This is a genomic window from Kibdelosporangium philippinense (assembly GCF_021390435.2).
In the GTDB taxonomy this organism is placed as follows: Bacteria; Actinomycetota; Actinomycetes; order Mycobacteriales; family Pseudonocardiaceae; genus Kibdelosporangium; species Kibdelosporangium philippinense.
This window is the reverse complement of record NZ_JAJVCN010000003.1, coordinates 1,279,537-1,306,442: the sequence shown is the minus strand read 5'-3', so window position 1 is coordinate 1,306,442 and position 26,906 is coordinate 1,279,537. Positions and strand designations below refer to the sequence as shown.

The 26,906-nt window shown below is 65.0% G+C and carries 32 protein-coding genes; 17 read left to right on the top strand and 15 right to left on the bottom strand.

Annotated features, from left to right (window positions below; genetic code table 11):
* The first annotated feature begins 58 nt into the window (after positions 1-58).
* A complete protein-coding gene (gene abmR / locus LWC34_RS38180; RefSeq protein ID WP_372496712.1) occupies positions 59-658 on the top strand; it encodes an ATP-binding transcription factor AbmR in 600 nt (199 codons plus the stop codon).
* A 2-nt stretch (positions 659-660) separates the two neighbouring features.
* Here abmR and LWC34_RS38175 read toward each other — a convergent pair whose 3' ends face one another.
* The gene (locus tag LWC34_RS38175; RefSeq protein ID WP_233730086.1) at positions 661-1,131 is read right to left on the bottom strand and encodes an NUDIX domain-containing protein; all 471 of its coding nucleotides are present in this window, start codon (positions 1,129-1,131) and stop codon (positions 661-663) included.
* A gap of 135 nt (positions 1,132-1,266) precedes the next feature.
* On the opposite strand from LWC34_RS38175, the gene LWC34_RS38170 reads away from it, so the two are divergent.
* From LWC34_RS38170 to LWC34_RS38160, 3 genes are all read left to right on the top strand, one after another.
* Positions 1,267-1,734, top strand: a complete 468-nt coding sequence (locus tag LWC34_RS38170; RefSeq protein ID WP_233730085.1) for a ricin-type beta-trefoil lectin domain protein — start codon at positions 1,267-1,269, stop codon at positions 1,732-1,734.
* Positions 1,735-1,763: 29 nt separating this feature from the next.
* Positions 1,764-2,210, top strand: a complete 447-nt coding sequence (locus LWC34_RS38165) for a macro domain-containing protein (RefSeq protein ID WP_233730084.1) — start codon at positions 1,764-1,766, stop codon at positions 2,208-2,210.
* 80 nt (positions 2,211-2,290) lie between these two features.
* Positions 2,291-2,761 (top strand): ricin-type beta-trefoil lectin domain protein, encoded by a 471-nt coding sequence (locus LWC34_RS38160; protein WP_233730083.1) that lies wholly within the window; start codon positions 2,291-2,293, stop codon positions 2,759-2,761.
* Positions 2,762-2,816: 55 nt separating this feature from the next.
* Here the strand turns inward: LWC34_RS38160 and trhA are convergent, their stop codons facing one another.
* Positions 2,817-3,443: a PAQR family membrane homeostasis protein TrhA gene (trhA, locus tag LWC34_RS38155; protein WP_233730977.1), complete on the bottom strand. Its 627-nt coding sequence runs from the start codon at positions 3,441-3,443 to the stop codon at positions 2,817-2,819.
* Between the two features lie 235 nt (positions 3,444-3,678).
* On the opposite strand from trhA, the gene LWC34_RS38150 reads away from it, so the two are divergent.
* A complete protein-coding gene (locus LWC34_RS38150; protein ID WP_372496711.1) occupies positions 3,679-4,473 on the top strand; it encodes an isoprenyl transferase in 795 nt (264 codons plus the stop codon).
* Between the two features lie 58 nt (positions 4,474-4,531).
* Here the strand turns inward: LWC34_RS38150 and LWC34_RS38145 are convergent, their stop codons facing one another.
* Both LWC34_RS38145 and LWC34_RS38140 read right to left on the bottom strand, forming a co-directional pair.
* Entirely contained in the window at positions 4,532-4,801 is a 270-nt protein-coding gene (locus LWC34_RS38145) for a hypothetical protein (protein ID WP_233730082.1), read from the bottom strand.
* Between the two features lie 333 nt (positions 4,802-5,134).
* Positions 5,135-5,425 (bottom strand): hypothetical protein, encoded by a 291-nt coding sequence (locus tag LWC34_RS38140; protein WP_233730081.1) that lies wholly within the window; start codon positions 5,423-5,425, stop codon positions 5,135-5,137.
* A 765-nt stretch (positions 5,426-6,190) separates the two neighbouring features.
* Between LWC34_RS38140 and phoH2 the strand changes: the two genes are divergently transcribed.
* Entirely contained in the window at positions 6,191-7,486 is a 1,296-nt protein-coding gene (phoH2, locus tag LWC34_RS38135; RefSeq protein ID WP_372496756.1) for an RNA 5'-3' helicase PhoH2, read from the top strand.
* A gap of 16 nt (positions 7,487-7,502) precedes the next feature.
* On the opposite strand, the gene LWC34_RS38130 is transcribed toward phoH2, so the two are convergent.
* The 3 genes from LWC34_RS38130 to LWC34_RS38120 are packed head-to-tail and all read right to left on the bottom strand — an operon-like array spanning position 7,503 to position 10,896.
* Positions 7,503-8,306: an ABC transporter permease gene (locus tag LWC34_RS38130; RefSeq protein WP_308200197.1), complete on the bottom strand. Its 804-nt coding sequence runs from the start codon at positions 8,304-8,306 to the stop codon at positions 7,503-7,505.
* Positions 8,303-9,358, bottom strand: coding sequence for an ABC transporter ATP-binding protein (locus LWC34_RS38125; protein WP_372496710.1), 1,056 nt, complete (start codon positions 9,356-9,358; stop codon positions 8,303-8,305). The genes LWC34_RS38130 and LWC34_RS38125 overlap by 4 nt, the downstream gene beginning before the upstream one ends.
* A 35-nt stretch (positions 9,359-9,393) precedes the next feature.
* On the bottom strand, positions 9,394-10,896 hold the full coding sequence (locus LWC34_RS38120) for an ATP-dependent DNA ligase (RefSeq protein ID WP_233730078.1): 1,503 nt from the start codon (positions 10,894-10,896) through the stop codon (positions 9,394-9,396).
* Positions 10,897-11,108: 212 nt separating this feature from the next.
* Here LWC34_RS38120 and LWC34_RS38115 point away from each other — a divergent pair, with 212 nt between their 5' ends.
* The 4 genes from LWC34_RS38115 to LWC34_RS38100 are packed head-to-tail and all read left to right on the top strand — an operon-like array spanning position 11,109 to position 14,193.
* Entirely contained in the window at positions 11,109-11,768 is a 660-nt protein-coding gene (locus LWC34_RS38115; protein ID WP_233730077.1) for an HIT family protein, read from the top strand.
* Positions 11,768-12,829, top strand: a complete 1,062-nt coding sequence (thiL, locus tag LWC34_RS38110; RefSeq protein ID WP_233730076.1) for a thiamine-phosphate kinase — start codon at positions 11,768-11,770, stop codon at positions 12,827-12,829. The genes LWC34_RS38115 and thiL overlap by 1 nt, the downstream gene beginning before the upstream one ends.
* Positions 12,801-13,568, top strand: coding sequence for a hypothetical protein (locus LWC34_RS38105; protein WP_233730075.1), 768 nt, complete (start codon positions 12,801-12,803; stop codon positions 13,566-13,568). Before thiL ends, LWC34_RS38105 begins: the two co-directional genes overlap by 29 nt.
* Positions 13,569-13,572: 4 nt before the next feature.
* On the top strand, positions 13,573-14,193 hold the full coding sequence (locus tag LWC34_RS38100; RefSeq protein ID WP_233730074.1) for a class I SAM-dependent methyltransferase: 621 nt from the start codon (positions 13,573-13,575) through the stop codon (positions 14,191-14,193).
* On the opposite strand, the gene LWC34_RS38095 is transcribed toward LWC34_RS38100, so the two are convergent.
* Together LWC34_RS38095 and cmk are read right to left on the bottom strand one after the other, a co-directional pair.
* Complete coding sequence (locus tag LWC34_RS38095; protein ID WP_233730073.1) at positions 14,137-14,625, bottom strand: HIT family protein; 489 nt, start codon at positions 14,623-14,625, stop codon at positions 14,137-14,139. The genes LWC34_RS38100 and LWC34_RS38095 overlap by 57 nt on opposite strands.
* A complete protein-coding gene (gene cmk, locus LWC34_RS38090; protein WP_233730072.1) occupies positions 14,622-15,287 on the bottom strand; it encodes a (d)CMP kinase in 666 nt (221 codons plus the stop codon). Before cmk ends, LWC34_RS38095 begins: the two co-directional genes overlap by 4 nt.
* A gap of 441 nt (positions 15,288-15,728) precedes the next feature.
* Between cmk and LWC34_RS38085 the strand changes: the two genes are divergently transcribed.
* The 4 genes from LWC34_RS38085 to LWC34_RS58275 all read left to right on the top strand — a co-directional run bounded on the left by LWC34_RS38085 (position 15,729) and on the right by LWC34_RS58275 (position 19,850).
* Positions 15,729-16,238 carry a PH domain-containing protein gene (locus LWC34_RS38085; RefSeq protein WP_233730071.1) on the top strand — a complete coding sequence of 170 codons (510 nt, stop codon included), beginning with the start codon at positions 15,729-15,731 and terminating at the stop codon, positions 16,236-16,238.
* On the top strand, positions 16,235-17,725 hold the full coding sequence (locus tag LWC34_RS38080; protein WP_233730070.1) for a PH domain-containing protein: 1,491 nt from the start codon (positions 16,235-16,237) through the stop codon (positions 17,723-17,725). Before LWC34_RS38085 ends, LWC34_RS38080 begins: the two co-directional genes overlap by 4 nt.
* An 86-nt stretch (positions 17,726-17,811) precedes the next feature.
* Positions 17,812-18,687, top strand: a complete 876-nt coding sequence (locus LWC34_RS38075) for an SCO2207 family protein (RefSeq protein ID WP_372496708.1) — start codon at positions 17,812-17,814, stop codon at positions 18,685-18,687.
* A gap of 275 nt (positions 18,688-18,962) precedes the next feature.
* Positions 18,963-19,850 (top strand): DMT family transporter, encoded by an 888-nt coding sequence (locus LWC34_RS58275; RefSeq protein ID WP_233730069.1) that lies wholly within the window; start codon positions 18,963-18,965, stop codon positions 19,848-19,850.
* Here LWC34_RS58275 and pdxR read toward each other — a convergent pair.
* Positions 19,783-21,165, bottom strand: a complete 1,383-nt coding sequence (gene pdxR, locus LWC34_RS38065; RefSeq protein ID WP_233730068.1) for a MocR-like pyridoxine biosynthesis transcription factor PdxR — start codon at positions 21,163-21,165, stop codon at positions 19,783-19,785. The genes LWC34_RS58275 and pdxR overlap by 68 nt on opposite strands.
* Before the next feature lie 47 nt (positions 21,166-21,212).
* On the opposite strand from pdxR, the gene LWC34_RS38060 reads away from it, so the two are divergent.
* Positions 21,213-22,115, top strand: coding sequence for a DMT family transporter (locus LWC34_RS38060; protein WP_233730067.1), 903 nt, complete (start codon positions 21,213-21,215; stop codon positions 22,113-22,115).
* Here LWC34_RS38060 and LWC34_RS58270 read toward each other — a convergent pair.
* The 3 genes from LWC34_RS58270 to LWC34_RS38050 are packed head-to-tail and all read right to left on the bottom strand — an operon-like array spanning position 22,027 to position 24,253.
* Positions 22,027-22,530 (bottom strand): NAD(P)-dependent oxidoreductase, encoded by a 504-nt coding sequence (locus LWC34_RS58270; RefSeq protein WP_308200196.1) that lies wholly within the window; start codon positions 22,528-22,530, stop codon positions 22,027-22,029. The two genes, LWC34_RS38060 and LWC34_RS58270, sit on opposite strands and share 89 nt — an antisense overlap.
* Positions 22,461-22,856: an NAD(P)-binding domain-containing protein gene (locus LWC34_RS58265; protein ID WP_308200195.1), complete on the bottom strand. Its 396-nt coding sequence runs from the start codon at positions 22,854-22,856 to the stop codon at positions 22,461-22,463. Before LWC34_RS58265 ends, LWC34_RS58270 begins: the two co-directional genes overlap by 70 nt.
* The gene (locus LWC34_RS38050) at positions 22,853-24,253 is read right to left on the bottom strand and encodes a class II fumarate hydratase (RefSeq protein ID WP_233730066.1); all 1,401 of its coding nucleotides are present in this window, start codon (positions 24,251-24,253) and stop codon (positions 22,853-22,855) included. Before LWC34_RS38050 ends, LWC34_RS58265 begins: the two co-directional genes overlap by 4 nt.
* 78 nt (positions 24,254-24,331) lie before the next feature.
* Between LWC34_RS38050 and LWC34_RS38045 the strand changes: the two genes are divergently transcribed.
* Positions 24,332-25,303, top strand: a complete 972-nt coding sequence (locus tag LWC34_RS38045; RefSeq protein ID WP_372496707.1) for an NAD(P)/FAD-dependent oxidoreductase — start codon at positions 24,332-24,334, stop codon at positions 25,301-25,303.
* Between the two features lie 45 nt (positions 25,304-25,348).
* On the opposite strand, the gene LWC34_RS38040 is transcribed toward LWC34_RS38045, so the two are convergent.
* The gene (locus LWC34_RS38040; protein ID WP_233730065.1) at positions 25,349-25,816 is read right to left on the bottom strand and encodes a MarR family winged helix-turn-helix transcriptional regulator; all 468 of its coding nucleotides are present in this window, start codon (positions 25,814-25,816) and stop codon (positions 25,349-25,351) included.
* A 42-nt stretch (positions 25,817-25,858) separates the two neighbouring features.
* Between LWC34_RS38040 and LWC34_RS38035 the strand changes: the two genes are divergently transcribed.
* The gene (locus tag LWC34_RS38035; RefSeq protein WP_233730064.1) at positions 25,859-26,278 is read left to right on the top strand and encodes a PPOX class F420-dependent oxidoreductase; all 420 of its coding nucleotides are present in this window, start codon (positions 25,859-25,861) and stop codon (positions 26,276-26,278) included.
* Here the strand turns inward: LWC34_RS38035 and LWC34_RS38030 are convergent.
* Positions 26,275-26,787, bottom strand: coding sequence for a L,D-transpeptidase (locus LWC34_RS38030; protein WP_233730063.1), 513 nt, complete (start codon positions 26,785-26,787; stop codon positions 26,275-26,277). The two genes, LWC34_RS38035 and LWC34_RS38030, sit on opposite strands and share 4 nt — an antisense overlap.
* Positions 26,788-26,906 lie beyond the last annotated feature (119 nt).

The window sequence follows — 26,906 nt, the reverse complement described above, 5'->3', positions numbered from 1 at the left end:
TCCAGGCCTACACGCGTAGCTTGAGTAGTGGTGTAATCATGTAATCAAGGAGCTGTGCATGTTTGGAGTACGACACATGGGACGTGGTGGGTGGCACGGGCGCGGCGGCTTCAAGGGCCGTGGCGGATGGCAACAGTCGGACCTGCCGTCAGCGGATGACGCGGCCGCATGGTTCGCCGGACGGCTGCCCGACGGCTGGTTCACCGAGCCGCCGACGGTCACCGTGGACCGCGAAGAGATCATCATCGTGGGCACACTCGCCCCGGTCGAAGGCGAATTCGAGGACGAAGCGGCCCGCGCGTCGGCAGAAGCAGGCCGGATCAGCAGGTACCGCGAAGAGACCCGCGACGAGCGCATCGACATCGCGCGCCAGGCCGAGCACCGCTACGGCCGCAAGGTCGCGTGGGGCGCTCGGATCGGCTCGACGGAAGAGCTCTTCACGACGCTGTCCGCGCCGGTGATGACCAGGTTGCGGCAGCCAGAGCGGCTGATCCTGGACACACTCGTGGACGCGGGCATTGCCCGGTCGCGCTCGGAAGCGTTGGCGTGGGCGGTGCGCCTGGTCGGCGAGCACGCCGACGCGTGGCTCGCCGAACTGCGTGAGGCGATGTCGAAGGTGGACGACCTGCGGGCGAAGGGCCCGGAGTTCGAGGCCTGAGGTTACGAGAAAAAAGGTTCGGCGCGCTCGTCGAACCCGTGCTGAATGCGCAACCGGGTCGCGGGGTGGATGGGGAGCTCGTAAAGGAGTGACTCCTCAACCCACTCCGCGGCCTTGCTTTCGCCAGCGGGCATCGGCTCGCCACCGATCGGCCGGGCACGAAAGCAGATCGAGAACTCCTGGCGGACGTCGCCGGGACCGTACTCGATGACGTGCTCAGGATCGGAGTAGATCCCGATCAGCTCCGTGATCTCGACATCGATCCCGGTCTCTGACTTGGTTTCGCGGACAGCGGCCCCGGCAACGGTCTCGCCGACCCGCTGAACCCCACCCGGCAGGTGGCAGAGGTTGGTGTCCTTGCGCCGGATTATGAGCAGGCGCCCGCCCTCGTCGAGCGTGAAGACGCTGACGCCGACGACAATGCTGTTCGCCTGCGGAGCGTGCGCATCGAGATAGTGATCGATCCGGGACATACCCCTGCTTACCACGCCCTGTGCTGGCTTACCGGGTGGGGCGTTTCAGCCACGGTTGAAGCGGCTTGTCCGGGTTGCCGAAACCTGGTTACGGTCAGCCCGTCTTGATCAGGAGTTTGCAGGGGGAAGAAACACATGCGGCGTAAGTTGATCGCGCTCGTGCTTGGTATCGCTGCGATGGTCTTCAGCGCCTCGCCAGCGTCGGCGACATCGGGGCGGATGTTCAGCGGCGGGCCGGGAATGAGCGACTACTGCCTGGCGACGCAGGAACCGGTCGTCTTCGTGTTCAGCCAGTGCGGCAAGGAAAACTACCCGGACCAGAAATGGAGCCAGGTCTACTGGGCCGAGAAGGGCGGATACCAGATCCGCAGCCTGTACCGCGACGGATGCCTCGCCGCGCATGAGGACGGCACAGTGTTCACCATCGCCGCGCCATGTGGCGGATACGCCGACCAGTTCTGGCGCCCATTCGACGGCCAGTGGGGTATGTGGGAGAACGTGTTCCACGCCGGCCGTTGCCTCGCCGCGCACGCCGACGGCAAGGTCTTCCTGGCCCCGTGCACGAAAGAATGGACCGACCAGCACTGGTTCATGAACAGCTGATTGTCGGTACCTGCTGACACCCTTGCCGCGTGATCACCGAGAAAACCGGAGATTTGCTCGCGGCCGACACTGTTGCACTGGTCAACGCGGTGAACTGTGTCGGGGTGATGGGCAAGGGAATCGCATTGCAGTTCAAGCGGAAGTTTCCAGACAACTTTGCCGCGTACGCAGCAGCCTGCGCACGCGGCGAAGTCCATTTAGGTCAGATGTTCGTGGTCACTGAGCCGCGCCTGATCATCAACTTCCCGACCAAGCAGCACTGGCGATCCCGCTCCAGGCTGCCCGATATCGAGGCCGGTCTCGAGGACCTCGTGCGCGTGGTGCGCGATATGTCCATCAAGTCCATTGCTGTTCCGGCCCTTGGGTCCGGTCACGGTGGTCTGCCATGGCCTTCGGTCGACGCGCTCATTCACGAGGCCTTCGCAGCGTTGTCCGACGTCAAAGTCCTGCTCTACCTGCCTTTCAAGCAGGACTGAAGCCGGTTGTCGGCGAGTCGGACTGCTGGCAACCTTCGCCAAGTCCCAGAGTCGGGACCACGACTGTGAGGGGGAAACCAGTGCAGCGTAGGAAGCTCACGGCGTTCTTGATGGGAATAACTGTTGTGGCGGCAATGCTTTCCATCGCCACGCCCGCGTCCGCGCAGGCGGGGAGGTTGTTCAACGCCGGACCGCAAATGAACGGGTACTGTCTCGCGACCCACGAACCACACGTTTTCGCGTACAGCAAGTGCCGCACCGAGAAGTACGTCGACCAGAGCTGGGACGTGGTCCAATGGTCGAACGGGTACCGGATTCAGAGCTTGTACCTCCAAGGCTGCCTCACGGCGCGCGGCGATGGCAGTGTCTTCACCTACACCTGGTGTGAGAACTACACCGATGCGCGTTGGCGTCCGTACCAAGGCCAGTGGGGAATGTGGGAGAACGTGTACTACGCGGGCTACTGCCTCGCAGCACACCCCAATGGCCGCGTTTTTGTCTCTCAGTGCAACAAGGACTACAGCGACCAGTACTGGTTCATCAACAGCTGATCTCATGACAAAGGCCCGTCACCTGCTGCAGGTGACGGGCCTCTTTGCGTTAGGGCTACGGGTACATCGCGAGCCAGATCGCGATGTAATGACAGATCGCGGCGACGATGGTCGCTGCGTGGAAGAACTCGTGGTGTCCGAAATGTCCGGGCCATGGGTTGGGCCACTTGGTGGCGTAGAACACCGCGCCGACCGTGTACATCAGGCCCCCGGCGAGGATCAGCACGAGTGCTGCGACGCCCGCGTTGGCCAGCAAGTCAGGCAGGACGAAGACCGCCACCCAGCCAAGGGCGATGTAGATCGGGGTTCCGAGCCAGCGTGGCGCGTGTGGCCAGATGAGTTTCAGTGCCACGCCCGCGAACGCGCCGCCCCAGACCACCGCGAGGACGATCAGTCCGGTGTCGCGGGGCATCGCCAGCAGGGAGAAAGGCGTGTACGTACCCGCGATGAACAGGAAGATCATCGAGTGGTCGAGGCGCTTCATCCACGCCCTGGTCCGCTCGGTTTCCCACCATGTCCGGTGATAGAGGGCGCTCACGCCGAACAGGCCGAGCACCGTGGCGCCATAAATCGATGTGGCGAGGGCGGCCGTTGCCGATACGGTCGACGCGGCGAGCGAGATCAATGCCGCGCCGGTGGCGATCGAGACGAAGAACGACCAGAAGTGGAGCTTCCCCCGCATGCTCGGTTTGTCGGCTGGTGTGGGCCGTTCGAGTGTCGCTGCGGTCACGAGTGGCTAGGCTACGGGACCGTAACCTTTCGCCAAAGGCCTAGTCCCGCTTCCACATAGAACTCACAGCTTTACTCTGCGCTACAACGGATGCGTGTGAGGCATAGGCCACAGTTGCCTGGTCTGATCGGCGCAGCGGCGCTACCGACCGGGGCTTCGTCATCTCAACCAAGTACATTGGTTCGTCGTGGATCGTCGGAGTTGGATCAGAAGGCGTGTCGCGGACGTCGTGTACCGCCTGTATGAGGCGCGGCTGACGGCACAAGTCAAAGGCCAGAAGCGAAGGCCGAAGCACATCGGTGTGATGCTGGACGGCAACCGCCGCTGGGCGCGGGCCGCTGGGTTCACCGATGTCGCCGATGGGCACCGGGTTGGCGGCGCCAAGGTCGCCAAGCTGCTCGAGTGGTGCCAGGAATCCGGGATCGAGGTGGTCACGCTGTGGCTGCTGTCCACGGACAACCTCAACCGGCCAGAGTCCGAGATCGTGCCGCTGCTCGAGATCATCGGTGATGTCGTCGACGAGCTCGCTGAGCCTGGCCGGCCGTGGCAGGTCAAGATCCTCGGCGCGATGGACAAGCTGCCGACCGAGACCGCGGACCGGTTGACGTCCGCCGCCGCGCGGACCAAGGGGCGATCCGGCCTCGTGGTGAACGCCGCGGTTGGTTACGGCGGGCGCCAGGAGATCGCGGACGCGGTGCGCAAACTGCTGCTCACCCACGCGGAGCAGGGCACCAGTTTCGAGGAACTCGCCGAGGTGCTGAGCGTCGACCACATCGCCGAGCACCTGTACACGTCCGGCCAGCCCGACCCTGACCTGGTCATTCGTACTTCCGGTGAGCAGCGGATGTCCGGGTTCCTGCTCTGGCAGTCGGCCCACTCGGAGATGTGGTTCTGCGAGGCCTATTGGCCGGACTTCCGCCGTACCGACTTCCTGCGCGCATTGCGTGACTACGCCATCAGGCATCGCCGATTCGGCTCTTGAGCGCATACGAAAATGGCCGGGAGCCCGAGGCTCCCGGCCATTTCACGTTTTAACGACGTCAGTCGTCGATGCCGCCGGCCGCGCAGGACTCGGTGATCTGCGGGGACAGCACCGGCACGGCCGCGCCGAGCACGCCGACATTGTTGCCGCAAGCGCCGACAATGGCGTTGACGTTGATGTCCTTGGCGATGTCGATGTCGTGCAGGTTGACGAGGCCAACCTGGCCGTTGTGCGCGCTGTTGATCTCAGCGAACGCCGGGGCGCCGAGCATCATCAATCCGGCCGCCGCGGCGGCGATAACACCAGCCTTCTTCAGCACTTCACTCACTCCTATGGGATCCAGGGCGGTTAGTGGAGAACAATGCCCTTTGCTCTCTTGCGCAGTGAACCTACTCCGAATCTTGGTGATAAAGCTCGCGCATTCCCCTATCGTGTGACCCGGCGGACCACAACAATCCCTATTTCGGTGATCTTCAATTTTTTCGGCGTGTCGAATTGCGCTCGTCCGGGCCTGCTGCCTGCGGCGATGTGTACTTCGGCGCCAAGAATCGTTACTGAACGTGATCCGCTCACCCGTTCGTGAGAATGGCATGAAAAAAGCGCGAGGGGCGTCGGTGAGTCCGACGCCCCTCGCGCTGGTTTTTACCAGTCGGTACTGGTCTCAGTCGCCGTCGACGATGCCGCCGGCCGCGCAGCTGCCGGTGATCGACGGGGACAGGATCGGCACAGCGCCGCCCAGCACGCCCACGTTGTTGCCGCAACCGCCGACAACAGCGTTGACGTTGATGTCCTTGGCGATGTCAATGTCGTTCAGGTTGACGAGGCCAACCTGACCGTGCTTGGCGTTGTTGATTCCGCCACCGTGTCCGGGGCCCTCGCCGGCGAAAGCCGGAGCGCCCAGCATCAGCAGTCCAGCCGCGGCTGCGGCAACCACACCAGCCGTCTTCAACACTATTCCCACACTCCTGCAGTCGGGGATCTTTCGAGAACCGAGCGAGGCCCGTTGTTCTCGCGGTGAAACCTACTCGGCATATGTCGGGATTACCCCGTGATATCCACGATTGTGTGACCCGCGAATTCCAAATATCCCCTGATTCGGTGGAATTCATTTTTCGAGTTGCGCACGGTGTGGCGTCGCAGCGCTCCGCGTTGTGCCAGCTACGCAGGGCTATGGTCGCTGGGCCCGGCGACTCGGACGGCCCTGTCGGCCCGAAAGATCAACTACCGAAAGTGATCAGGATCCCCCGTAAGGAGGATGTTCGGTGGGTGAACAACCGGTGTCGCTGACCCCGTGACACCGGCTCTGAACTGGCCTTTTGGCCCGCGAAGACGGCCGGGTCGACCAGCCCGACGCGTTTCGTCATGGTGACCAATTGGCGAATCACCTGTGTGGCAGCCTGCGCCACCGACCGAAACGCAGGTAACTTTCGGAAGTGATGGGTCGTGCGCATGCGGCCTGTCCCGGGAGGCCCTGGTCGTGGCAGTGACGAGCACGAGGGGGCCGGCACCGGGCCCCCGTTGGGGACCCGCCTGAAAGGGCAGGTCGTCAAACCGGGGGCCAGTACCGGCCCAACGAGGAAAGCGGACGCCGTGCCGCGTTCGTCAGGGAGTTGCCGTGACCGCACCGCGTTCGGCCAGGCGTTCCGCCGGCCAAGGTTCTTCCCGCAGTTCCTCCCGCGGCGCCTCGCGTCGTACCACCCCCACCCGTCACGTCTACGTGCTGGACACCTCCGTCCTGCTCTCCGACCCCTGGGCACTGACCAGGTTCGCCGAGCACAGCGTGGTGCTTCCGCTCGTGGTGATCAGCGAACTGGAGGGAAAGCGACACCACCCCGAACTGGGCTGGTTCGCCCGAGTCGCCCTGCGCATGCTGGACGACCTGAGGCTGCGGTACGGCAGGCTGGACAAGCCGGTGCCGATCGGTGACACCGACGGCACCTTGCACGTCGAGCTCAACCACTCGGATCCGTCGGTGTTGCCGGCCGGGTTCCGTACCGATTCCAACGACGCCAGGATCCTGGCGTGCGCGCTCAACCTGGCTGCCGAAGACGCCAGCCAGATCGTCACCCTGGTCACCAAGGACATCCCGCTGCGGGTCAAAGCAGCCGCGGTTGGCCTGAACGCGGACGAGTACCGCGCGCAGGAGGTCACACCGTCGGGCTGGACCGGCATGGCCGACCTTGACGTGTCACAGGAAGTCGTCGACGCGCTGTTCGCGCAGAACGTCGTCGACCTGGCGGATTACGGCGTCGAGCAGGCAGCTGAGCTGCCGTGCAACACCGGTCTGCGGCTGCTGGCGGGAACGTCAAGCGCGCTTGGCCGGGTCACGCAGGACAAGCAGGTCCGGCTGGTGCGCGGCGACCGTGAGGTCTTCGGGCTGCACGGCCGCTCAGCAGAGCAACGGATCGCGCTCGACCTGCTGATGGACCCCGACGTCGGCATCGTGTCGCTTGGCGGCCGGGCCGGTACGGGCAAGTCCGCGCTGGCGCTCTGCGCCGGCCTCGAGTCGGTGATGGAACGCGGCCTGCACCGCAAGGTGGTCGTGTTCCGGCCGGTCTACGCGGTCGGCGGGCAGGAACTGGGCTATCTGCCTGGTTCCGAGAGCGAGAAGATGCAGCCGTGGGCGCAGGCGGTCTTCGACACGCTCGGCGCGCTGGTCAGCCCGCCGGTGATCGAGGAAGTGCTTGACCGCGGCATGCTCGAGGTCCTGCCGTTGACCCACATCCGTGGCCGTTCGCTGCACGACGCGTTCGTCATCGTTGACGAGGCGCAGTCGCTGGAGCGCAACGTGCTGCTGACCGTGCTGTCACGGCTGGGTACCGGCTCGCGCGTGGTGCTCACGCACGACGTCGCCCAGCGCGACAACCTGAGGGTCGGCAGGCATGACGGTGTGGCAGCGGTGATCGAGAAGCTGAAAGGTCACCCGCTGTTCGCGCACGTCACGCTGACGCGTTCGGAGCGCTCTCCGATCGCGGCCCTCGTCACCGAGATGCTGGAGGACTACCCCGGCTAAGCCGTGAGGCGGGCGCTCAGTCGAGCGCCCGCCGCATGAAACCTTTGATGCCGATCGCGCCGAACACGACGATCGAGCCAAGCATCACCACCATGTCCAGCCACAGTGGGATGTGCGGAACCTGCGGCACGAGTTCGGCGCGCATCCCCTCGCTGACGTAGGTCAACGGGTTCAGCGCGCACAGCACCTGGAACCACTCCAGGTTTTCCAGGCCACGCCACGGAAACTGGGTGGATCCGGTGAACATCAGCGGGGTCAGGATGACCGCGAACATGATGTTGATCCGGCGCGGCGAGACCAGAGTGCCAAGCACCATGCCGATCGTCGATCCGACGAGCGAACCGAGCACGATCAATCCGACCACGAGCGGCCAAGACGCGGCCGGCCATGACACGTCGTCGAGGATCAGGAACCCGACGGGCACCATCACCAGCGCGGACAGCACGCCCCGGATCGCGCCGAACACCATCTTCTCGACCGCGACCAGCGGGATCGGCATCGGCGCGAGCAGCCGGTCCTCGATTTCCCGTGTCCACGCGAAGTCCAGCACCAGCGGCATCACCGTGCTCTGCAGCGCGCCGAGGAATCCGTTCAGCGCCACCACACCTGGCAGCAGGATCTGGGCGAAGTCGCCCTGCACGTAGCCGAGGTCAGCGAGCACCTTGCCGAAGATGAACAGGGTCAGGAACGGCTGGATGACCACCTGGGCGATGAACGGGACGATCTCGCGCCAGGTGACGAAGATGTCCCGCCACAGCACGGCGAAGAAGGTGCGGGTGGCGACGGCGACCCCGGCGCGCGGCATCTCGACGGTACTCACCGAAGCTCCCTGCCGGTCAAGTGGATGAAGACGTCTTCGAGGCTCGGCGTGCCGATGGACAGGTCGCTCACATCGCAGCCGAGTTCCCCGAGGGCACGCAGCAGGGCAGGCAGTACGACGGCGGGCTCGACTTCGGTGTAGAGCCGGAAGTGTCCCTCGGTCTCTTTGACGGCCTGCGACGGCATTGCTCCCGGTGGCGGTCCTCCTGGCGGCATCATTCCGGTAGGAAAGCCACCCGCTGGCATCGCCGGGCCGCCGGACGTGATCTTCTCGACCCGTTCGACGCCAGGGATTTCCTCCAGCGCGGCGGTGACCTTGCCCGGGTCGATGGAGTCCAGTGCGACCGTGACGCTGACTGTTGTGCTGCCAGGCAGGTTCTTGGTCAGCGCGGCGGGGGAGTCGAGCGCCAGCAGCTTGCCGTGGTCGATGATTCCCACGCGGTCGCAGAGCTTGGCGGCCTCGTCCATGTCGTGCGTGGTGAGCACCACTGTCACGCCGTCATCGTGCAACTCCTTGACGCGGTCGTGCACGAACAGCCGGGCTTGCGGGTCCAACCCGGTCGACGGCTCGTCGAGGAACATCACCCTTGGCTTGTGCATCAAGGCACGCGCGATCATCACGCGTTGCGCCTGCCCGCCGGAGATGAAGTCGACCCGGTCGTTCGCGCGGTCGGCCAGGCCCATCCGCTCGAGGATCTCGTCCACCCTGCGGGTGCGCTCCGCGCGTCCAACGCCGTGATAGGCCGCGTGGAACAACAGGTTCTGCCTGATGTTGAGCGACCGGTCCAGGTTGTTGCGCTGCGGCACGACAGCCAGCAACTGCCGCGCGGTGGTCGGATCCTTCGTGACGTCGACGCCGTGAACCCGGGCTTCCCCACCCGATTTCAGCACGCGCGTGGTGAGGACGCCGACCGTGGTGGTCTTGCCCGCACCGTTCGGGCCGAGCAGGCCGAACACCTCGCCCGGCTCGACTTCGAAACTCAACCCGGCGACCGCCGGATTCGGATTCTTCTTGTACTTCTTGACCAGGTCGACGACCTCAACAGCCCGCACGCACACAACCTATTGACGCGGTCAAATCGGATTGCTCACCCCTTTCCCGGCAACAGGGCACGAACCGCGTCGATGGTGTCGGCGTCGGCGGCGTCCTTGTCGGGCCGATAACGCAGCACCCGCGCGAACCTCAGCGCGACACCACCGGGATAGCGGGAGCTGACCTGCGCACCGTCCAGTTCGATCTCCACGACGAACTCGGGCCGGACGTAGACGGTGTAGTCGTCCCTGTGGGACTCGATCGCCTGCAGTTCGCGGGTCTGCCAGGCGAGCAGTTCGTCGGTCATGCCCTTGAACGTCTTGCCGACCATGATCGGCGGGCCGCCGTCCGGATCTCGCGCGCCAAGGTGCAGATTGGACAAGTACCCCGTCCGGCGGCCGTGTCCCCATTCGACCGCGATCACGACAAGGTCAAGCGTGTGCTCGGGTTTGACCTTCTGCCACGCCTTGCCACGGCGCCCGGCCGCGTACACCGAATCGAGCGCCTTGACCATCACTCCTTCATGCCCCGCCGCGAGGGAATCGGCCAGGATCTGGTCGGCATTCTCGGTGCCGCCCGGAATCACGTGTGTGCCAACGGCTTCGTGCAGGGCCTTGTTGCGTTCCCGCAGCGGCACGTCCAGCAGGTCGACACCGTTCAGATGTAGACAGTCGAAGAAATACGGGTGCAGCAACAGTTCTCGCTGATTCGTCGCACCGAACCGGCTCATGGTCTCCTGGAACGAGCGAGGTTTTCCATCATCCTGCAGCGCAAGGGTCTCACCATCGAGAACGACCGACTGGCACGGCAATCCCCGCACGAGTTCGACCAACTCGGGCACGCTGCCCGTGATCTCCCGCAGAGTCCTTGTGAAGATGTGGACGTCGTCGCCGTTCCTGTGCACCTGGATCCGTGCACCGTCCATTTTGTACTCGACGACGACGTCCCCGAGTTCGTCGAGCGCGCTCTGCAGGCTGTCCGCCGGGGAAGCGAGCATTGGCCGGACCGGGCGGCCGACTTCGAGCTTGAACTCGCTGAGAGCGGACTCGCCGCCGGTCAACGCCGCCACCGCGGTGACCGTCAACCTGCCAGCGAGCATGAACGCACGCCGCACCGCCTCGCCGGGTACTTCGGCGGCCGCCGCGATCGCGTCCAGCATCACGCCCTCGAGGGCGCCCTGTCTGAGCTCGCCGGTCATCAGGCGCCGGAGGAACTCCTGTTCGCTTTCGGTGGCCGCGCTGAAGAGATCGGTGAGCAGATCGGCCCGTTTTTGCGTTGAGCCTTTGCCCGAGGTGTGCGAGAGCTCTTCGAGGATCTCGTCGGTGCGCTCGACCGTCAGGCCTGGCTCGGTGGCGGGGGTGGCTTTGAGGTCGTAGAGCGTGCGCCAGCCCGCGCCGGTCCGGCCCTGTCTGGGAGCACCCGCGAGGAAGGCGACCGTGGGTTCGACCGCGCCTGGGCCTGCGTTGGCCAGCAGCCCGGCCAGCGCCTTGACCTTGGCCAGCCTTGAGCGCGTCGAGGCGACCTCGGCGGAGGTGGTGACAACGTCGGCGAGCAGCATGAGACCTATCCTGCACCCGGGGTACGACAGTGTCAGATTGTCCTCGCTCCGCAAAGCCGGGAAATAATCGACCTCGATTTGTCAATGAATGATTTCACATGTGCTCGCGAGATCAATTCTGCTCCGTTCGGGTAGAACGATTGCCTCGACCTCGCCGCCACTGCTTGCTCCGCTAGTCTCAAATGTTCGAGCGAGAGCCATGGAGGGGAAGGATGGCGAGCGCTGGGTCATGCGCGGCGGCGGACTTCTGTTCGGAGTTCGCCGGCGACACCGACGTCAGTTTCTTTCGGGTATACCAAGGCGAGCCGGCTTCCCGGCTGATCGTGAAAAAGGGCGATCTGCTCGTCGTCGCCGATATGTCACCACTCGTCCTCGGGCATGTGCTGCTCCTGCCGGTCGAGCACCACTTGTCGTTCGCCGCGCTGATCGCCGACGGGCGGGCCGACGTGCGACGGCTGATCTCGTGGCTGAAACCGATATACCGCAGGACATTCGGCGAATTCGCGGTCCTTGAGCACGGTTCGTCGGGCGACGAGCGGACCGGGGCGTGTGTCACGCACGCGCACTGGCACATAGTCCCGTTGTCGGCCGAACGGATACGCCGAAGCGTTGTCGAGGACCGGCTCACGCCGGTGATGATTCCGAGTTTGGCCGACCTCGGGAAACCGCCTTGGTCGGCAAACCCGTATTTTTACGTGTCCGACGGTGTGTGGCACGCCCTGTTCACGCCGACCGGCCGCCAGCCGAAGCAGTATCTGCGTTCGGTCATCGGCAGGCTGCTGTCGATATCCGATCCGGAATGGGATTACGCCGTGGTGGTTCGCAAACATCTGCTCAGGCAAACGCTGGCGATGACCGAGTGGTGGAAGTAATGCGTCGCCGCCATTCGGACGAGCCGACTCGTCTTGCCGAGTACATCGCGAAAATCTTCCGCTTGGACACCGGGACGAACGAGGTCGAGGTGGCGCCGGGAACCTCCGCGCGGACCGTGTTCGGTGCCGACGCGCAGGACGACTGCGCCGTCGTGCGGATGACGGGCGAACAGGACCTGGTCGTCGGCACGGACTACGTACGCGGCCCGAAGTTCAGGCTCTACGAAATGGGCCATCTGAGCCTGTTCGACCTTGGCTATTACCTTGTCGCGGCCAACGTGAGCGATGTGGCGGCGATGGGCGCGCGGCCACTGGGGCTGCTGTCGGTCGTCCGCTACCCGCCGGACATGCCAGACGACGACTTCCTGCAGGTACTGGCCGGAATCCGGGCCGCGGCGAGCGACTTCCGGTGCCCAAGCATCGGCGGTGACATCGGCAGCGCGGAGCGATTGTTCCTGTCCGCCACCGCGTTGGGGGTGTGCCCGCCCGGCAAGGCATTGCTGCGCAACGGCGCCAGACCGGGTGACGTCCTGTGCCTGACCGGGCCGACTGGCACGGCCGGGGCCGCGATGGCGTACCTGCGGTCAGGCCTTGAGCACGCGGAGATCGAACGCGAGCACCGTGAAGTGCTGCTCTCCTCGTGGCAACGGCCGCGTGCCAAGGTCGCCGAAGGTGCGCTGCTTGGTGATTCGGGTGTCGTCACGAGCTGCCAGGACACGTCCGACGGCCTGAAGGCGGCGGTGCACGGCATCGCGGACGCCAGCGGCGTCGGGTTCGTCATCGACCAGGCCCGGATTCCGGTCGCTGCCGAGGTCAGGGCGGTGTGCAAGTTTCTCGGCACCGACCTGATGGCCACCGTCATGGGCGACTCGGTGGACTTCCAACTGGTTTTCACCGCCCCGCGGGACGAGCTTTCGCGGCTGGGCTTAGAGATTCATCCGATAGGAGTGGCAACCCGTGAGCGAAGTGTCGTATTGGCGGGAGCCGGCGCGCGGCGGTCCGAACTGCCCGGCGCGGCATGGCGGCACGTAGATGAAGCTCAGCAAGGCAAGGGCGATTGACCGGTCGTTCCTGTTGGTCGGCACGCTTGGCTTGGCGGGCAAGGCATACGCCGTGCCGTCGGCAAGTTTCTGGGACGACGTGACCGCGCGTCACCCCGTCGTGGTGCTGGTTTTGCTGGCCACAGTCGGTGTTTTCGGTGCACTGGCGCCGGTGGAAGCGATCACGGCCCGCGCGCGAGCCAATCGTGCGCTGAACGTGCGTAAGCACATCCTCACCAGGTTCGGGCAGATCATCGACATCGCAAGGGATGTAGCGCCACCGCTGCCGATCAACGATCTCGCGCTGCACATCTGGCGGATCCGCCGGACTTTCCGGCATCCGTGGGGCGGTGTACTGGCCAGAGTCGCCACATACCGCCTCGGGACCACGCCAACCAACCGTCCTTTCAGCCCACCCAAGGGTGTCGGGGTCGTCGGACTGTGCTGGAAGCGCGACGAGGAGGTCGAGGTTGACGTCGCCGCGTTGGCGGAAAGCCTGAAAACACAACAGGAATACGACGAATACGCGCGCACGAACGGCGGTGACGCGGTGATGAATCTCAGCTGGCCGGAGTTCTCAAGAATCAAACACCGAGGTGCGATCTTCGCGATGCCGATTCGCAACGGGCGCAGTAAGTTCATCGGGTGCGTGAGCGTCGACGCCAGCCGGGGGTACCCGCAGTTGGCTGGCCAGCAGTTACTTGGCGAGATGGGCACGGTGTGCATCACGGTCGCCGAAGCCGGCTTCGAAAGCTGTTAGTGCCGTGCACGAGGTGACATGGGCGACGCGTCGCGCCTATGACGCCAACGCGCGTTCCTATGCGGACGAGACGGTCGGCTACGACAAGTTCCCCGGGCTGCTCGCCGAGCTCGAACGGTTCGAAAGCGAGATCGCGCCTGGTCAGTGGGTTCTCGATCTTGGCGCGGGCGCGGGCCGGGACACCGCGCACTTACACGGCCGGGGCATCCGGGTCGTCGCCGCTGACGTCAGCCTTGAGATGCTCCGGACCACCAGAAGGCGGTGCGAACACGCCTGTGCGGTCCAGTCGGATATGACTGCTTTGCCATTCCGGGACGCGAGTTTTGCGGGAGCATGGGCGTGTGCGAGTTTCGTGCACGTTCATTCCGGGCAGCTGGGCGGGGCGCTGTGTGAGCTTTACCGGGTGCTGGCTGGTGGGGCGACTATTGCGGCCAGTATGAAATCAGGCGATACCGAAGGATGGTCGGCGGGCCGGAGTATGGCCGGTCAGCGCTGGTTCAATCTGATGGCGCCGGAAAGATTCGCGACCATGCTTTCGGATTGTGGATTCCGTGACGTACGGACACGTTCATGTGGGCGGCCGGATTGGTACGTGGCCACGGCGGTCAAACTCGGTCAGGCTTGAGTCCGTCCACAAAGCCGGGTCGCCGTTGGGCAGTGCCCGCCGGATGCCGCCGCGCGGATCGGTCACGTCACCGTCGTAACGGGGCACCAAGTGGATGTGCAGATGGTCGATGGTCCGCCCGGCCGCGCGGCCGTCGTTGATGCCGATGGTGAAACCCTGCGGATCATGAATAGCAGTCAATGTAGAACGGACGTCGGACATCAGCTGATAGGCCTCGGCGACTTCACCGGGGGCCAGCTCGAAGAACGAGACCACATGCCGTTTCGGGACGATCTCGACGTGGCCGTCGGTCGCCGGGAAATTGTCGTACCGGACGTAGAAGTTGTCGCTCTGCTCAAGGATCCGGTTGACCGACGGATCGTCCATCCGGCAGAAGATGCAGTCAGGGCGATAACGTCGGACCGCGTCGTCGATCGCGTGCGTCTGCGTCATGTCACCTTCTCTGTTAGCGCGAGCCGGCACTGTGCTTCCACCTTGGAGATCACCTCGTCCACCGTCAATCCGGTGGTGTCGATCTGGGTGGCGTCCGGCGCCGGGGTCATCGGCGAGTGCTGCCGGTCCCGGTCGAGCTCGTCGCGCCGGTTGATGTCGGCGAGTATTTCGGCGTACCCCCGATCAGGTTCTTGGCGATTTCGGCGTTTGGCCCGCACTTCGGCGGTTGCGCTCAGGAAGATCTTTGTCGTCGCGTTCGGGAAAACGGCGGTCCCGATGTCCCGTCCCTCGACTATCGCCGGTCCGATGTGCTCGACGATCTTGCGCGTCAGGTCGGTGATCGCGGTCCGAATGCCCGGGAGCTTCGCAACGACTGAAACGGCGCGCGTGACCGAGGGTGAGCGCAACGCACGGGCGGTAGCGGCATCCGTCTGGTAAAGCGCGATCGGGGAACTGGACAGCATTCGATGACAGAGCGCGGTGAGCGCGTGTTCGTCGGTCAGCGGAACATGTTCCCGGATGGCGTGATATGCGACGAGGCGATACGTTCGGCCACTTTCGACATAGCCGATGCCCAGCTTGTCCGAGATGGCCTTGCTTACCGTGGTCTTGCCTGCCGCGGCCGGTCCGTCGATGGCGATCACAGGTGTTCTGAAAACCATGAATCCACCTATCCCCTTGATGTCTCACGGTGATCGTTTGAACTGCGAACGACTTTACCCGCTTGCCAGTAGGCCGGGCAGGGGCCAGCGGCGGTATTTTATCGATCTTTGTCCTTCGACTGGGTGACTGAATCCTGTTCGAGTGGCGAGGGCTGAACGGAAAGTGCACATTATCGTAGACCTTTTCGATAGTCGAAGATCGAGAATGCCGACAGCATGCGACGGGCCTGCGGCTTTCGGGGTAATGCCGCCAAAATACGTAATCGTTCGAGTGATTGCGGCGTTAATTCGTACGGTGATTTCGGCCAGGTGAGTGAATCATGGCCGATCGGCGCGGACGGGGACTGGCGACCATCGGCTACGGCGACTCAAACTTTGGTCGCGGTCACTGTGTACTTCAGGCGCATGGCCGGGGCCAGGGCGGCGCGGCATAGTGACGGTGTGAGTCATGCGATTTCCCACCGCCTCCAGCTGCGCCTACGCCCGCCCGCGCACCAGGTGCATCCGAAGGCCGTGTTGTGGTGGGCCCTGCAGAGCGCGATTGGCTGGGCGGCTTTGCTGGTGGGCGGTGGCGTCGTGCTCTACTTCACCGACGCTCCACTGTGGTTGGTCATTGTCGAGGTCGCGGTCGCGGTCGTCGCGGTCGCCGAGATGAGCATCACGCCACGGCTGCAATACCGGGCGCATCGCTGGGAGGTCACCGACCAGGCGGTTTACGTCCAGTTCGGGGTACTCGTGCGGGAGTGGCGGATCGCCCCGCTCTCCCGGGTGCAGACCGTCGACAGCGAGCGTGGCCCGCTGCAACAGTATTTGAAGCTGGCCACGGTCACTGTGACCACGGCGTCGGCGTCGGGGCCGCTGAAGATCCGTGGACTCGGCCAGGACGAGGCCGCTGAGCTCGTCGACCGCTTGACGGCCATCACCGAGGCAACCCCTGGGGACGCCACATGACCGAGGTGACGTGGCAGCAACTGGACCGGAAGACCATTTTCGTCGCGCCGCTGATGCCGATCCTGTCCGTGTTCGGTGCGGCCGTGGTGATTGTGCTGTTCCGTGGCTGGGAGAAGCTCAGTTTCTGGGAGCCGGCGATCGCCGGGACCATCGCGCTTGGCCTGTTCGTCGCCAACGCGTGGCACTACAAGACCACCCGCTACCGGATCACGGACACGCATGTCGAGTTGCACAGCGGCATGCTCGTGCGCAAGCACAGGTCGTTGGCGAAGGATCGCGTGCGTGCCGTGGACATGTCGGCTGACGTGTTCCATCGGATGTTCGGCCTGAGCGTGGTCACGATCGGCACGGGACGGCAGGTCTCCGAGTCGGGTGACGAACTGAAGCTTGAAGCAGTGTCCGCGGGGGAGGCCGAACGGCTGCGGACACTGCTTCTGCACCGCATCGACACACCGGTCAGCTACCAGCGGCAGACCGGCGAGCTGGCCAGGTTCAGTCCGCAGTGGATGCGGTACGCGCCGCTGACCTGGTTCGGGTTCGTGGCTGTCGCCGTGCTCATCGGTGGTTTGTTCCAGCTGGCCAGGACTGTGGATCTGGATCTGTGGAACTCCGGTCCGATCAAGGCTCTGGTCTCCTTCTACGAGACAACGCCGTTGCTGATCGCCATCCCGGCAACCGGTGTGGTGGTGTTGCTGCTGACCACAGTGCTGTCGGTGCTGCTGTATGCCGTCTTCTACTGGGGTTTCGAGATCACCCGGCAGAACGGCGCGCTGAGAGTCCAATATGGACTGATCAACCGGAGGTCGGTCTCCATCGAGGAGAAGCGGCTGCGTGGCGTCCAGGTGGATGAGCCGTTACTCGTCCGGCTGACCGGCGGCGCGCGGGTGAAAGCCGTGGCGACCGGCTTGACCAAGAAGAAGGACGACAACGACAAGTGGGAGCTGGACGCTGACCTCCTGCTGCCACAGGCGCCAAAGGAAGATGCGCGCAAGGTCGCGTCGGCGGTGCTCAACAGCAGACCGCCGACCGACACGGTACTTACTGCGCATCCGTTCGCTGCGGCTCGCAGACTGGTTCTGTGGCATGTGGTCGGCGCCGCGATTCCGGCGGTCACACTCGGCATACTGTCCACACTCGACCTGACGCCGTGGTGGATCGCGGAACTGTTACTCGTCTTATTACCGCTGGCCGCGTTGATCGGCTACGGCGAGTACCGCGGCCTCGGGCATGCCGTGGACGGTGATTTCCTGGTGGTCCGCTGGGGTGTCATGCCGCGTTCGACCGTCGCGTTGCAGCGCACGGGTGTCATTGGCTGGAACATCCGGCAGTCGATCTTCCAGCGCCGGGCCGGATTGATCAGCGTCACCGCGACGATCGCCGCGGGCAGCGGGGCGTACACGATCCGGTACGCCGCACAGAGCGACGGGCTGCACGCAGCCGACCAAGCAGTGCCTGACCTGCTAGCACCCTTCCTGGTCAGAGACTGATCAAACTTTTTGGTTGCTCGTTGAACCGGCTTCGTTATCCGATCGTATCCAGGGGTGAGGCGTAGGCAGGACCAGAGGAGTGGTGAATGTCCCTGTTTGGAGCTAATGGCCGGCACCGTAAGCGCGCGACCATTGGACTGGCCGCGCTACTTGGTGCTGCGGGTATCGCGGGTGCTGTGTTCGCGTTCAGTGGCGGAAGCAGCGAGGCCGCGGAGTCCTGCCAGGGACTGGACACCGCGCTGCAGAACAACTTGAACTTCATCGCCGGTCAGCAGGCCAATCCGGACGCCCAGTCGGAGGCGCGGATCGCCAACCGGCAGGCCGTGGTCGACCTGATCCAGCAACGCCGTCAGGCTGCGGGCTGCACCGGAAACGTTGCCGCGCAACCGGTCAACACCGGTGGCTCCGGCGAATCCTGTGAAGGCCTTGACAAGGCCCTGCAGAACAACTTGAACTTCATCGCTGGCCAGAAGGCGAACCCGGACGCCCAGTCGGAGGCGCGGATCGCCAACCGGCAGGCCGTGGTCGACCTGATCCAGCAACGTCGCAAGGCCGCGAACTGCACGGAGGATGTCCAGGCAGGCGGTAACGCGGGCGGCGGCGCGGCGGAGGAAGAGCCCGCAGGCAACGGAAACGCCGGTAACGGCAACGCTGGTAACGGAAACGGCAATGCTGGCAATGGAAACGCCGGTAACAACAACGGCGGCGGTGCCGGTGAGGTTGTCTGCCAGGGCTCGACCGTAACGTTGTCCGGCGAAGCGGGCGCGCCTGCCGCGTCCAGCAACGAATTCCCGATCGGCACCCAGCTCAAGGTGACCAACCTGGACAACAACAAGTCCACCACGGTCGAGGTCACCGGACCTTCCGGCAGCTGCGCACTGCTGAACAACGCGGCCTTCGAACAGGTCCGTGAGCCGGGCAAGTTCCTGATCCGCCGGGCGCGCATCGAGCGCGTCGGCTGATAAAACCTCCACAGGGGACCCCTCACGACCCTGCATCGTGAGGGGTTTCCGGCTGCGGATTCCCACCACAGCGGCAATGGAGGCGATCAGGGGTGAGCGTCGCTCGCTGACTACGAGACCGGGGAAGCTGTGTTGTGTCTGGTAGTCGGCTGCAGCGCTCATCTCACGGGCGACGAGCGCCTGCACGCGTAGGCGGTCGTCGATCCCGTGTGGCAGTTTGGTCACGAGATGCGCAACCGGCCCGAGCTTGATCGCGAGTACGGCAGGCTCGCCGGGTGACAAAGGCGAAGTTATCGGCCGCCGTGGCTTGTGTGCTGTTGGGATCCTTGGTTCCGTTCACCGGCATGCTCGACGGCTACCCGATCCTGGCTGGTCAAGCGATCCGGTACACCATTGGCGCGGTCGCACTGCTCCTGTATCTCCGATTACAGCTGAAGATGCCGTCATGGCGTGATCTGCCAGGGCTTTTCGGAGTGGTCGGCGCGGGCATGATCGGCTTCAGCGCCGCGATCCTGATTTCCCAGCGGTACGCCACAGCAGGCTTTGTCGCCGCTGTGGTTGGCTCGAGTCCGCTTGTCTTCGCGGTTCTCGTGCCCGCGCTGGCGGGCAAGTTACCGAATCTGCGGGTGCTCACCGGGGCGATTCTGGTTGTCATTGGCGTCCTTGTCTTGACCGGTGGCGGGTCATGGCACGGACCAGGGCTGGTGATCGCATTGCTCGCGCTGGCCGGGGATATCGCGTTCACTCTGGCCGGAGTTGGTGTCGTACGACGAATCGGAGCAGCCTCAGCGTCCACGTGGGCCTGTATCGGCGCCGCCGTGGGCACGTCGGTCATAACGACATTCCAGAGCGAGTGGGCGTTGCCGACCTGGCGGCAGTCAATTGCGTTGGTGATCCTGGGAACCTTGGTGACTGCGGTCGCCTTCGTGTTGTGGCACACCGGCGTCTCGGTGTTGGGAGCTGATCGTGCGGGTGTGCTGACTGGGTTGATGCCGCTGTCTGGGCTGGGCGTGGCGGTCATCATCGGCGCGCAGACGTTGACAGTCAACGCGTTCATGGGAGCTGTGGTGGTCGCGGCGGGTTGCGCGGCCGGGCTCAGCGGAAACCGTGAACGGACACTTCCGCTAACTCCTGCACAGCAGCACGGAGGCGGTCTGGCGTGAGCGTCGCATAGCCGACGACGAGACCGGGGAAGACGGGCTGTGTCGAATAGTCGGCCAGAGCTGGCGCGTTTACCCCACGGGCGGCGAGCGCCTGCGAGAGCAGGCGGTCGTCGATCCCGTCCGGCACCCTGATCACCAGGTGCAATCCGGCCGCGATCCCGATTGGACGCCAGTCGGGCAGCTTGTGCGCCAACGCTTCCAGTAAAGCGTCACGCCTTCGTCGGTACAGTGTCCGTGTTCGACGCAGGTGCCGGTCGTAACCACCGGACCGCAACATCACCGCGAAAGCCGCTTGCGGCAGAGTCGCGCATCCCATGTCGCTGACCCGTTTGCGAGCGATCACACCGGCCCGCAACCGATCCGGGATAACAGACCACCCCAGCCGCAATGCCGGAGCCAGGACTTTGCTGACGCTGCCTTCGTAAACCACGCGTGACGGATCAAGTGCTTGCATAGCACCAAGAGCAGGCCGGTCATAACGATGTTCCGCGTCGTAGTCGTCCTCGACGATGTAGCCGTCGACATCCCGTGCCCAGGCAAGCAATGCCCTGCGGCGATCCGGATGCAGCACCACGCCCAGAGGAAACTGGTGTGCCGCAGTGACCATGACCGCCCTGCAGTCCGTCTTCGCCAGCTCAGACACGCTCAGGCCATGCTCGTCCACAGGGACGGGAACGGCCGTAAGCCCATGTGCCGTAACGAGTTCGCGTTCCCCGGGGTGACACGGATCCTCGACGGCAATCCGTCGGTGCCCGGCAAGCCGAAGTTGCTCGCAGACCAGGCGCAGGCCGTCGGCTGACCCGTTGGTGATCACGATCTGTTCTGCCGTAGCCGAAACCGCCCGCACACGGCCGAGGTAGCTCGCCAATTCTGTGCGCAGCGGCGCGAATCCGGCAGGATCCGGGTAGTCCAGGCCTTCGTCGGGCAACGAAGCCAACGCAGCCCGGTTCGCGGCCATCCATTCGGCACGTGGGAATGCCGACAACGCGGGCACGCCCGTCCGTAGATCCAGCCGCCAGGTGGGCTTCTGTGCGAGCTGAGCACGGGGCTCCCCGGACTCAATCGTGGCGACGACCGTGCCCGAACCATGTCTGGCCAGCAGGTATCCCTCGGCGACGAGCTGTGTGTACGCGGCCGTGATCGTTCCCCGCGCGACGCCGAGTTGCCCGGCGAGGTCACGGCTGGACGGCAGCCGGGTGCCCGGAGAGAGCCTGCCGTCCCGGATCGCCTCGCGCAGCGCCGACTCGATCGCCCGGCCGCGCTGTGGTCCGTCGGGCAGCAACAACTCCCGCAAAGTGGTCCAGTTAGCAGCCATAGAAGTGGAGCTTAAAGCTAGACCACATCTGCGGCACGCTCGATCGTGTGCTCAAGGCAATGGTGGCGTGCGTGCTGGTCGGCGGATCCGTTCCGATCACGGGCATGCTCGACGGCTACCCGATCCTGGCAGGTCAGGCCATCCGCTACGGCATCGGCGCGCTCGCCCTGCTGCTGTGGCTGCGAGGCAAGCTGGTGCTGCCGTCGTGGCGGGACCTGCCAGGCCTGATCGGCATGGTCGGCGCCGGGATGATCGGGTTCAACGCCGCGATCCTGGTCGCGCAGCGGTACGCCACGGCAGGTTTTGTCGCCGCCGTCGTGGGCGCCAGTCCGCTTGTCCTCGCTGTGCTCGTGCCCGCGCTCGCGGGGAGGTTGCCGAACCTGCGTGTGTTGATCGGCGCGGTCCTAGTCGTGATCGGCGTGGTTGTCCTGACTGGTGGCGGCTCGTGGCACGGTCCCGGCCTGGCGCTGGCCCTGTTGGTGCTGGTCGGCGACGTGTCGTTCACGTTGTCGGGCGTAGGCGTCGTGCGACGAATCGGCGCCGCGTCCGCGTCCACATGGGCGTGCGTCGGTGCAGCCATTGGCACATCGGCGATAACAACATGGCAAACCGACTGGGCTGTGCCAACCTGGCGGCAACTCACGGCGTTGGTACTTCTAGGAACGTTGGTGACAGCCGTCGGATTCGTGTTCTGGTACACGGGCGTATCAGAGCTCGGGGCGGACCGGGCCGGAGTTCTGATCGGACTGATGCCGCTGTCTGGACTGGGGGTCGCGGTGATCGTCGGCGCACAGCCGCTGACGATCACCGCGCTCATCGGTGCCGTCGTGGTCGCGCTCGGCTGCGCGGCCGGGCTCAGCGTCAGCGGAAACCGTGGTAGATCGCGGACATGTCGGAGTCGCCGTGACCCCGCTCCGACGCCTGCGCCAGCACATCGTGGATCGCCTTGACGACCGTGGGGTTCGTGCTGACCGCCTCCATCGCCTCGATGATCAGCCCGGCGTCCTTGGACGCGCCGTCGAGCGCGAACGAGGGCTCGAAGTTGCCCGCCAGCACCGCCTTACCCTTGATCTGCGCATAAGGCGAGTCCGTCGCGCCACCGGCGATGGACTCGAAGAACAGCGCGGGGTCGATGCCGAGGCTCTCGGCGAACGCGATCGACTGAGCGGTTCCGGCGACGACCGAGAGGACCCACGAGTTGAGCACCAGCTTGAGCTTGCTGGCGTCACCGGGTTTGTCCGACACCCACACGGTTCGCTGGCCGATCGCGTCGAAGATCGGCTGCACACGGGACTTCAGCTCGGTGGGGCCGGACGCGAGGACCAGCAGTTGGCCGTTCTCAGCGGGCTGCTTGGTGCCGAGCACGGGCGCGTCGACGAACCGGCCGTACTGCTTGGCCAGTCGATCCGTCGCCTCGAACCGACCGTGCTGGACTGCACCCACACGGCGTCCGGTCCAAATTGGATGTCCTTGAGCACCGACTCGACTGCGTTCGCGTCGAACACCATGGTGATGACAATGTCCGCGCCCGCAACGGCTTCCGCGGCCGTGTCGGTGACCGTGGCGAAGTCCGCCAACGGCTCGGCCTTCTCGCGTGAACGGTTCCACACGCGCACCGGGATGCCTGCTTTGGCGATATTGCGGGCCATTCCGGCGCCCATCGTGCCGGTACCCAGCAACGCAACCGTCATTTATTACCTCCACGAGCCATCTTCAGCACGTCCAGCGCCTCATCGAGTTGCTCGATGGTCAGCTTGCCGGAATCGACGTGCCCGCGCTCGATGACCACCTCACGGATGGTCTTGCGCTCCTTCAAGGACTGCTTGGCGATGGAAGCCGCTTCCTCGTAACCGATGTAGCGGTTCAGCGGGGTCACAATGGACGGTGACGACTCGGCGTACTCACGAGTCCGCTCAGTGTCCACTTCGGTCCCTTCGAGGACCTTGTCGGCCAGCAGGCGGGACACCGCGGCGATCAAGCGCGCCGACTCCAGCACGTTGCGGGCGATCACCGGCAGCATCACGTTCAGCTGGAAATTGCCCTGGCTGCCAGCGAACGCGACCGCCGCGTCGTTGCCGATCACCTGGGCCACCACCATCATCGTGGCCTCGGAGATCACCGGATTGACCTTGCCAGGCATGATCGACGAACCCGGCTGCAAGTCCGGCAGCCGCAGCTCGGCAAGACCGGTACGCGGGCCGGAACCGAGCCAGCGCAGATCGTTGGCGATCTTGAACAGCGACACCGCGACCGTGCGCAACTGCCCGGAAGTCTCGACCACACTGTCCTGAGTGGCCTGTGCTTCGAAGTGGTCACGCGCCTCGGTCAGCGGCAAACCCGTTGCCGCGGCCAAATCCGCGGACACCAGCGCACCGAAGTTGTCGGGTGCGTTCAGCCCGCTGCCGACCGCGGTCCCGCCGATCGGCAACTCGGCCAGCCGCGGCAAGGACGCCCACAGCCGCTCGATGCCGTAGCGGACCTGCGCGGCCCACGCGCCAGCCTCCTGGCCGAGCGTGATCGGCACCGCGTCCATCAGGTGCGTACGCCCGGACTTGACGACATCCGCCCAGTCCCTTGCCCGTTTCTCCAGCGTCCCGGCGAGGTGCTCGAGCGCGGGGATGACGTCGGAGATGACCGCCTCGGTCGCCGCGATGTGGATCGTGGTCGGGAAGGTGTCGTTGGACGACTGCGACGCGTTGACGTGGTCATTCGGGTGCACGTCCGCCCCGAGTGCGCGCGTGGCGAGGGTCGCGATGACCTCGTTGGCGTTCATGTTCGACGAGGTGCCCGAGCCGGTCTGGAACACGTCGATCGGGAAGTGGTCGTCGTGTTCGCCGTCCGCGACCTGCGTCGCGGCCGCCGCGATCGCGTCGGCCTTGGCCGCGTCCAGCACGCCCAACTGTTTGTTGACCCGCGCCGCCGCGGCTTTCAGCAGGCCGAGCGCCCTGATCTGGGCCCGCTCGAGGCCACGGCCGGAGATGGGGAAGTTCTCGACGGCACGCTGCGTCTGCGCGCGCCACAGCGCGTCCGCTGGCACCCGGACTTCGCCCATGGTGTCGTGCTCGACGCGGTACTCACGTTCTGCCATACGTCGAGTCTTCACCCTTATGCCCGTGTTGCGCTCGTCGTAGGCTCGTGATCGTTCCCACCACCACGGGGGTGTCTGTTGACAGACGTCGATTTGTTGATCGTCGGGGCCGGACCGACCGGCCTGTTCGCCGCCTACTACGCGGGATTCCGCGACCTGTCCACCGCGATCGTGGATTCACTGCCGGAGCCGGGCGGGCAGGTGACCGCGATGTACCCGGAGAAGCAGATCTTCGACGTGGCCGGATTCCCCGCCGTCAAAGGCCGTGACCTGGTCGCCGCGCTTGTCGAGCAGGCGGGACAGTGGAAACCGGCCTATCTGTTGGGGCGTAAGGCAAGCACCCTGACACCCCTGGACGGCCAGGGGTTCGAAGTCGGCCTCGGCGACGGGACGACGGTGAAAGCGGGCGCGATCCTGATCACGGCCGGAATCGGCGAGTTCACGCCTCGGCCGTTGCCGGCTGGCGACGGCTGGCTCGGGCGTGGCATGGTCCACTTCGTCCCCGAACTCGACGTCTACCGCGACAAACACGTCGTCGTGGTCGGCGGCGGCGACTCGGCGTTCGACTGGGCGCTGGCCCTGCACCCCATCGCGGCGAGCGTGAAACTCGTGCACCGGCGGGCCAAGTTCCGCGCGCACCCGCCGACAGTCCGGCAGGTCGAGGCATTGGGCGTGCCGATCATCACCGACGCCGAGGTCACGATGCTGCGCGGCGAGCCGACCGTGCGGGAAGTCGAGATCACGGTCAAAGGCCAGGAACCCGCGATCCATCCAGCCGACGTCGTGGTCGCGGCACTCGGCTTCACGGCAGACCTCGGCCCGATCGAGTCATGGGGCCTGAAGCTCAGCCATCGCGCGATCGACGTGGACAGCACCGGCAAGACCGCGATCGACCGGGTTTACGCCGCGGGCGACGTGGCCAACTACCCGGGCAAGGTCAAGCTGATCGCGACCGGTTTCGGCGAGGCCGCGACGGCCGTGAACAACATCGCGGTGGCCCTGAACCCCGAGGCACACCTGTTCCCCGGCCATTCAAGCAACGAAGGGTGAAAGACCCTCGTGAGTGGTTAGCAGGGTTAGAACACCGCTAACCACTCACGAGGGTTCTTTGGCCTTCAGGCCTTGCACGACCGCATGGGTCGCTTCGCCGAGTATCTCCACCTGTTCGCGGGTGAGGTGGTCGAAGAAGTGCTTACGCACGGACTCCACATGTCCGGGCGCGGCGGCTTCGATGGCCCTGCGGCCTGCTTTGGTGAGCACGATTTGCGCGCCGCGGGCATCGTCAATGCAGTCCTCACGTGTGACCAGGCCACGTTGCTGCATCCGCGTCACGTGGTGGGACAAGCGGCTCTGCGACCAGAGCATGCGTTCGGCGAGTTTTTTCAACCGGCACCGGTGGTTCTTGGCTTCCGAGAGTGCCGACAGGACGTCGTAATCCGGCTCCGACAGCCCGGAATCCTGTGCCAGGTCCCGGTTCACCTGCGCGTTGAGCAGCAGGAACATCTGCCGGTAGCCGCGCCACGCGCGGTCTTCGGTCTCGTCCAGCCAGCGCGGTTTCGTCATACCCGACACTGTAACGTTTGTTGACATGTCATGTAAGTTGCGATGATGGACGAAAAGCTCAACGATTTGCTTGCCGCAAGCACAAAAGGCGTGCTCGTGACGATCAAGCGGGACGGCCGCCCGCAGTTGTCGAACGTGACCTACAAGTTCGCCGACGGGGTCATCCGCATCTCGGTCACCGACGGCCGCGCCAAGACCAAGAACCTGCTGCGCGACCCGCGGGCGAGCTTCTACGTCACCAACGAAAGCTTCGGGCGGTACGTCGTCGCGGAAGGCACGGCAACGCTGTCGGATGTCCCGACCGAGCCGGGCGACGCCGCGAACGAAGAGCTTGTCGAGCTGTACCGGTCGATCGCGGGGGAGCACCCGGACTGGGACGAGTACCGCGCGGCGATGATCACCGACCAGCGCCGCGTGGTGCGGATCCCGGTCGAGCGGATCTACGGCTTGGCGATGGACTAAGCCATCACCTGCACGCCAGCCTGCACCGGGAGCGCGTCGAAGAAGATCTTGGCGGCCTCTGGCGACAGGTGCACGCAACCGTGCGAGTCCTCGTTCAGCGATCCTTCGTGGAACGCGATCCCGCCCGCCGTGAAGAACACCGAATGCGGCATGGGCGTGCGGTAGATGCTCGACGTGTGCTCCGCGTCCTTCCACGCCACCTTGAACGTGCCGACCGGGGTCTCGTGGCCCGGTCGGCCGTGGGTGATCGGCACCGGGCCGTGCTCGGCGACGCCGTCCTTCATCAGCCACGCCAACTTCAGCGACAGGCTCGCACAAGCCCGGATCGCGGGCGCGGTGCAAGGCGCGGTCGGGACGACCACCGGCTGTGCCTGCGGCTCCGGCGAAGGGGAGCTGGTGGTGGTTGTGGACGGAGGCGGAGGCGGAGCTGCCTGCACGGCCTGCTGCGGTGCTGTCGAGCATGCTGCGAGCAGCAGTGCCGCTGCTGGGAGAACCAAGGCCAAGCGCATGAAAAAACCTTCCCTCTGACGCGTGCGGCCTTACTCACGCGGCAGAGGGAAGGTTGGTTGCAAACGAGTTAGGCCATGTCTCAAAGCCCCCGTCCGCGATAGCCGGGCCGGATGTGGCC

Bases quoted from the DNA above. Each gene is read 5' to 3' on its own strand.
- LWC34_RS38035 (WP_233730064.1), top strand. From the start codon at position 25,859: ATGATGGACGAAAAGCTCAACGATTTGCTTGCCGCAAGCACAAAAGGC.
- thiL (WP_233730076.1), top strand. From the start codon at position 11,768: ATGCGTCGCCGCCATTCGGACGAGCCGACTCGTCTTGCCGAGTACATC.
- LWC34_RS38105 (WP_233730075.1), top strand. From the start codon at position 12,801: ATGAAGCTCAGCAAGGCAAGGGCGATTGACCGGTCGTTCCTGTTGGTC.
- LWC34_RS38040 (WP_233730065.1), bottom strand. From the start codon at position 25,816: ATGACGAAACCGCGCTGGCTGGACGAGACCGAAGACCGCGCGTGGCGC.
- cmk (WP_233730072.1), bottom strand. From the start codon at position 15,287: ATGGTTTTCAGAACACCTGTGATCGCCATCGACGGACCGGCCGCGGCA.
- LWC34_RS38080 (WP_233730070.1), top strand. From the start codon at position 16,235: ATGACCGAGGTGACGTGGCAGCAACTGGACCGGAAGACCATTTTCGTC.
- LWC34_RS38075 (WP_372496708.1), top strand. From the start codon at position 17,812: ATGTCCCTGTTTGGAGCTAATGGCCGGCACCGTAAGCGCGCGACCATT.
- pdxR (WP_233730068.1), bottom strand. From the start codon at position 21,165: ATGGCTGCTAACTGGACCACTTTGCGGGAGTTGTTGCTGCCCGACGGA.
- LWC34_RS38170 (WP_233730085.1), top strand. From the start codon at position 1,267: ATGCGGCGTAAGTTGATCGCGCTCGTGCTTGGTATCGCTGCGATGGTC.
- LWC34_RS38115 (WP_233730077.1), top strand. From the start codon at position 11,109: ATGGCGAGCGCTGGGTCATGCGCGGCGGCGGACTTCTGTTCGGAGTTC.
- LWC34_RS58265 (WP_308200195.1), bottom strand. From the start codon at position 22,856: ATGACGGTTGCGTTGCTGGGTACCGGCACGATGGGCGCCGGAATGGCC.
- LWC34_RS38050 (WP_233730066.1), bottom strand. From the start codon at position 24,253: ATGGCAGAACGTGAGTACCGCGTCGAGCACGACACCATGGGCGAAGTC.
- trhA (WP_233730977.1), bottom strand. From the start codon at position 3,443: ATGCGGGGGAAGCTCCACTTCTGGTCGTTCTTCGTCTCGATCGCCACC.
- abmR (WP_372496712.1), top strand. From the start codon at position 59: ATGTTTGGAGTACGACACATGGGACGTGGTGGGTGGCACGGGCGCGGC.
- LWC34_RS38175 (WP_233730086.1), bottom strand. From the start codon at position 1,131: ATGTCCCGGATCGATCACTATCTCGATGCGCACGCTCCGCAGGCGAAC.
- LWC34_RS38030 (WP_233730063.1), bottom strand. From the start codon at position 26,787: ATGCGCTTGGCCTTGGTTCTCCCAGCAGCGGCACTGCTGCTCGCAGCA.
- LWC34_RS38120 (WP_233730078.1), bottom strand. From the start codon at position 10,896: ATGCTGCTCGCCGACGTTGTCACCACCTCCGCCGAGGTCGCCTCGACG.
- LWC34_RS38095 (WP_233730073.1), bottom strand. From the start codon at position 14,625: ATGACGCAGACGCACGCGATCGACGACGCGGTCCGACGTTATCGCCCT.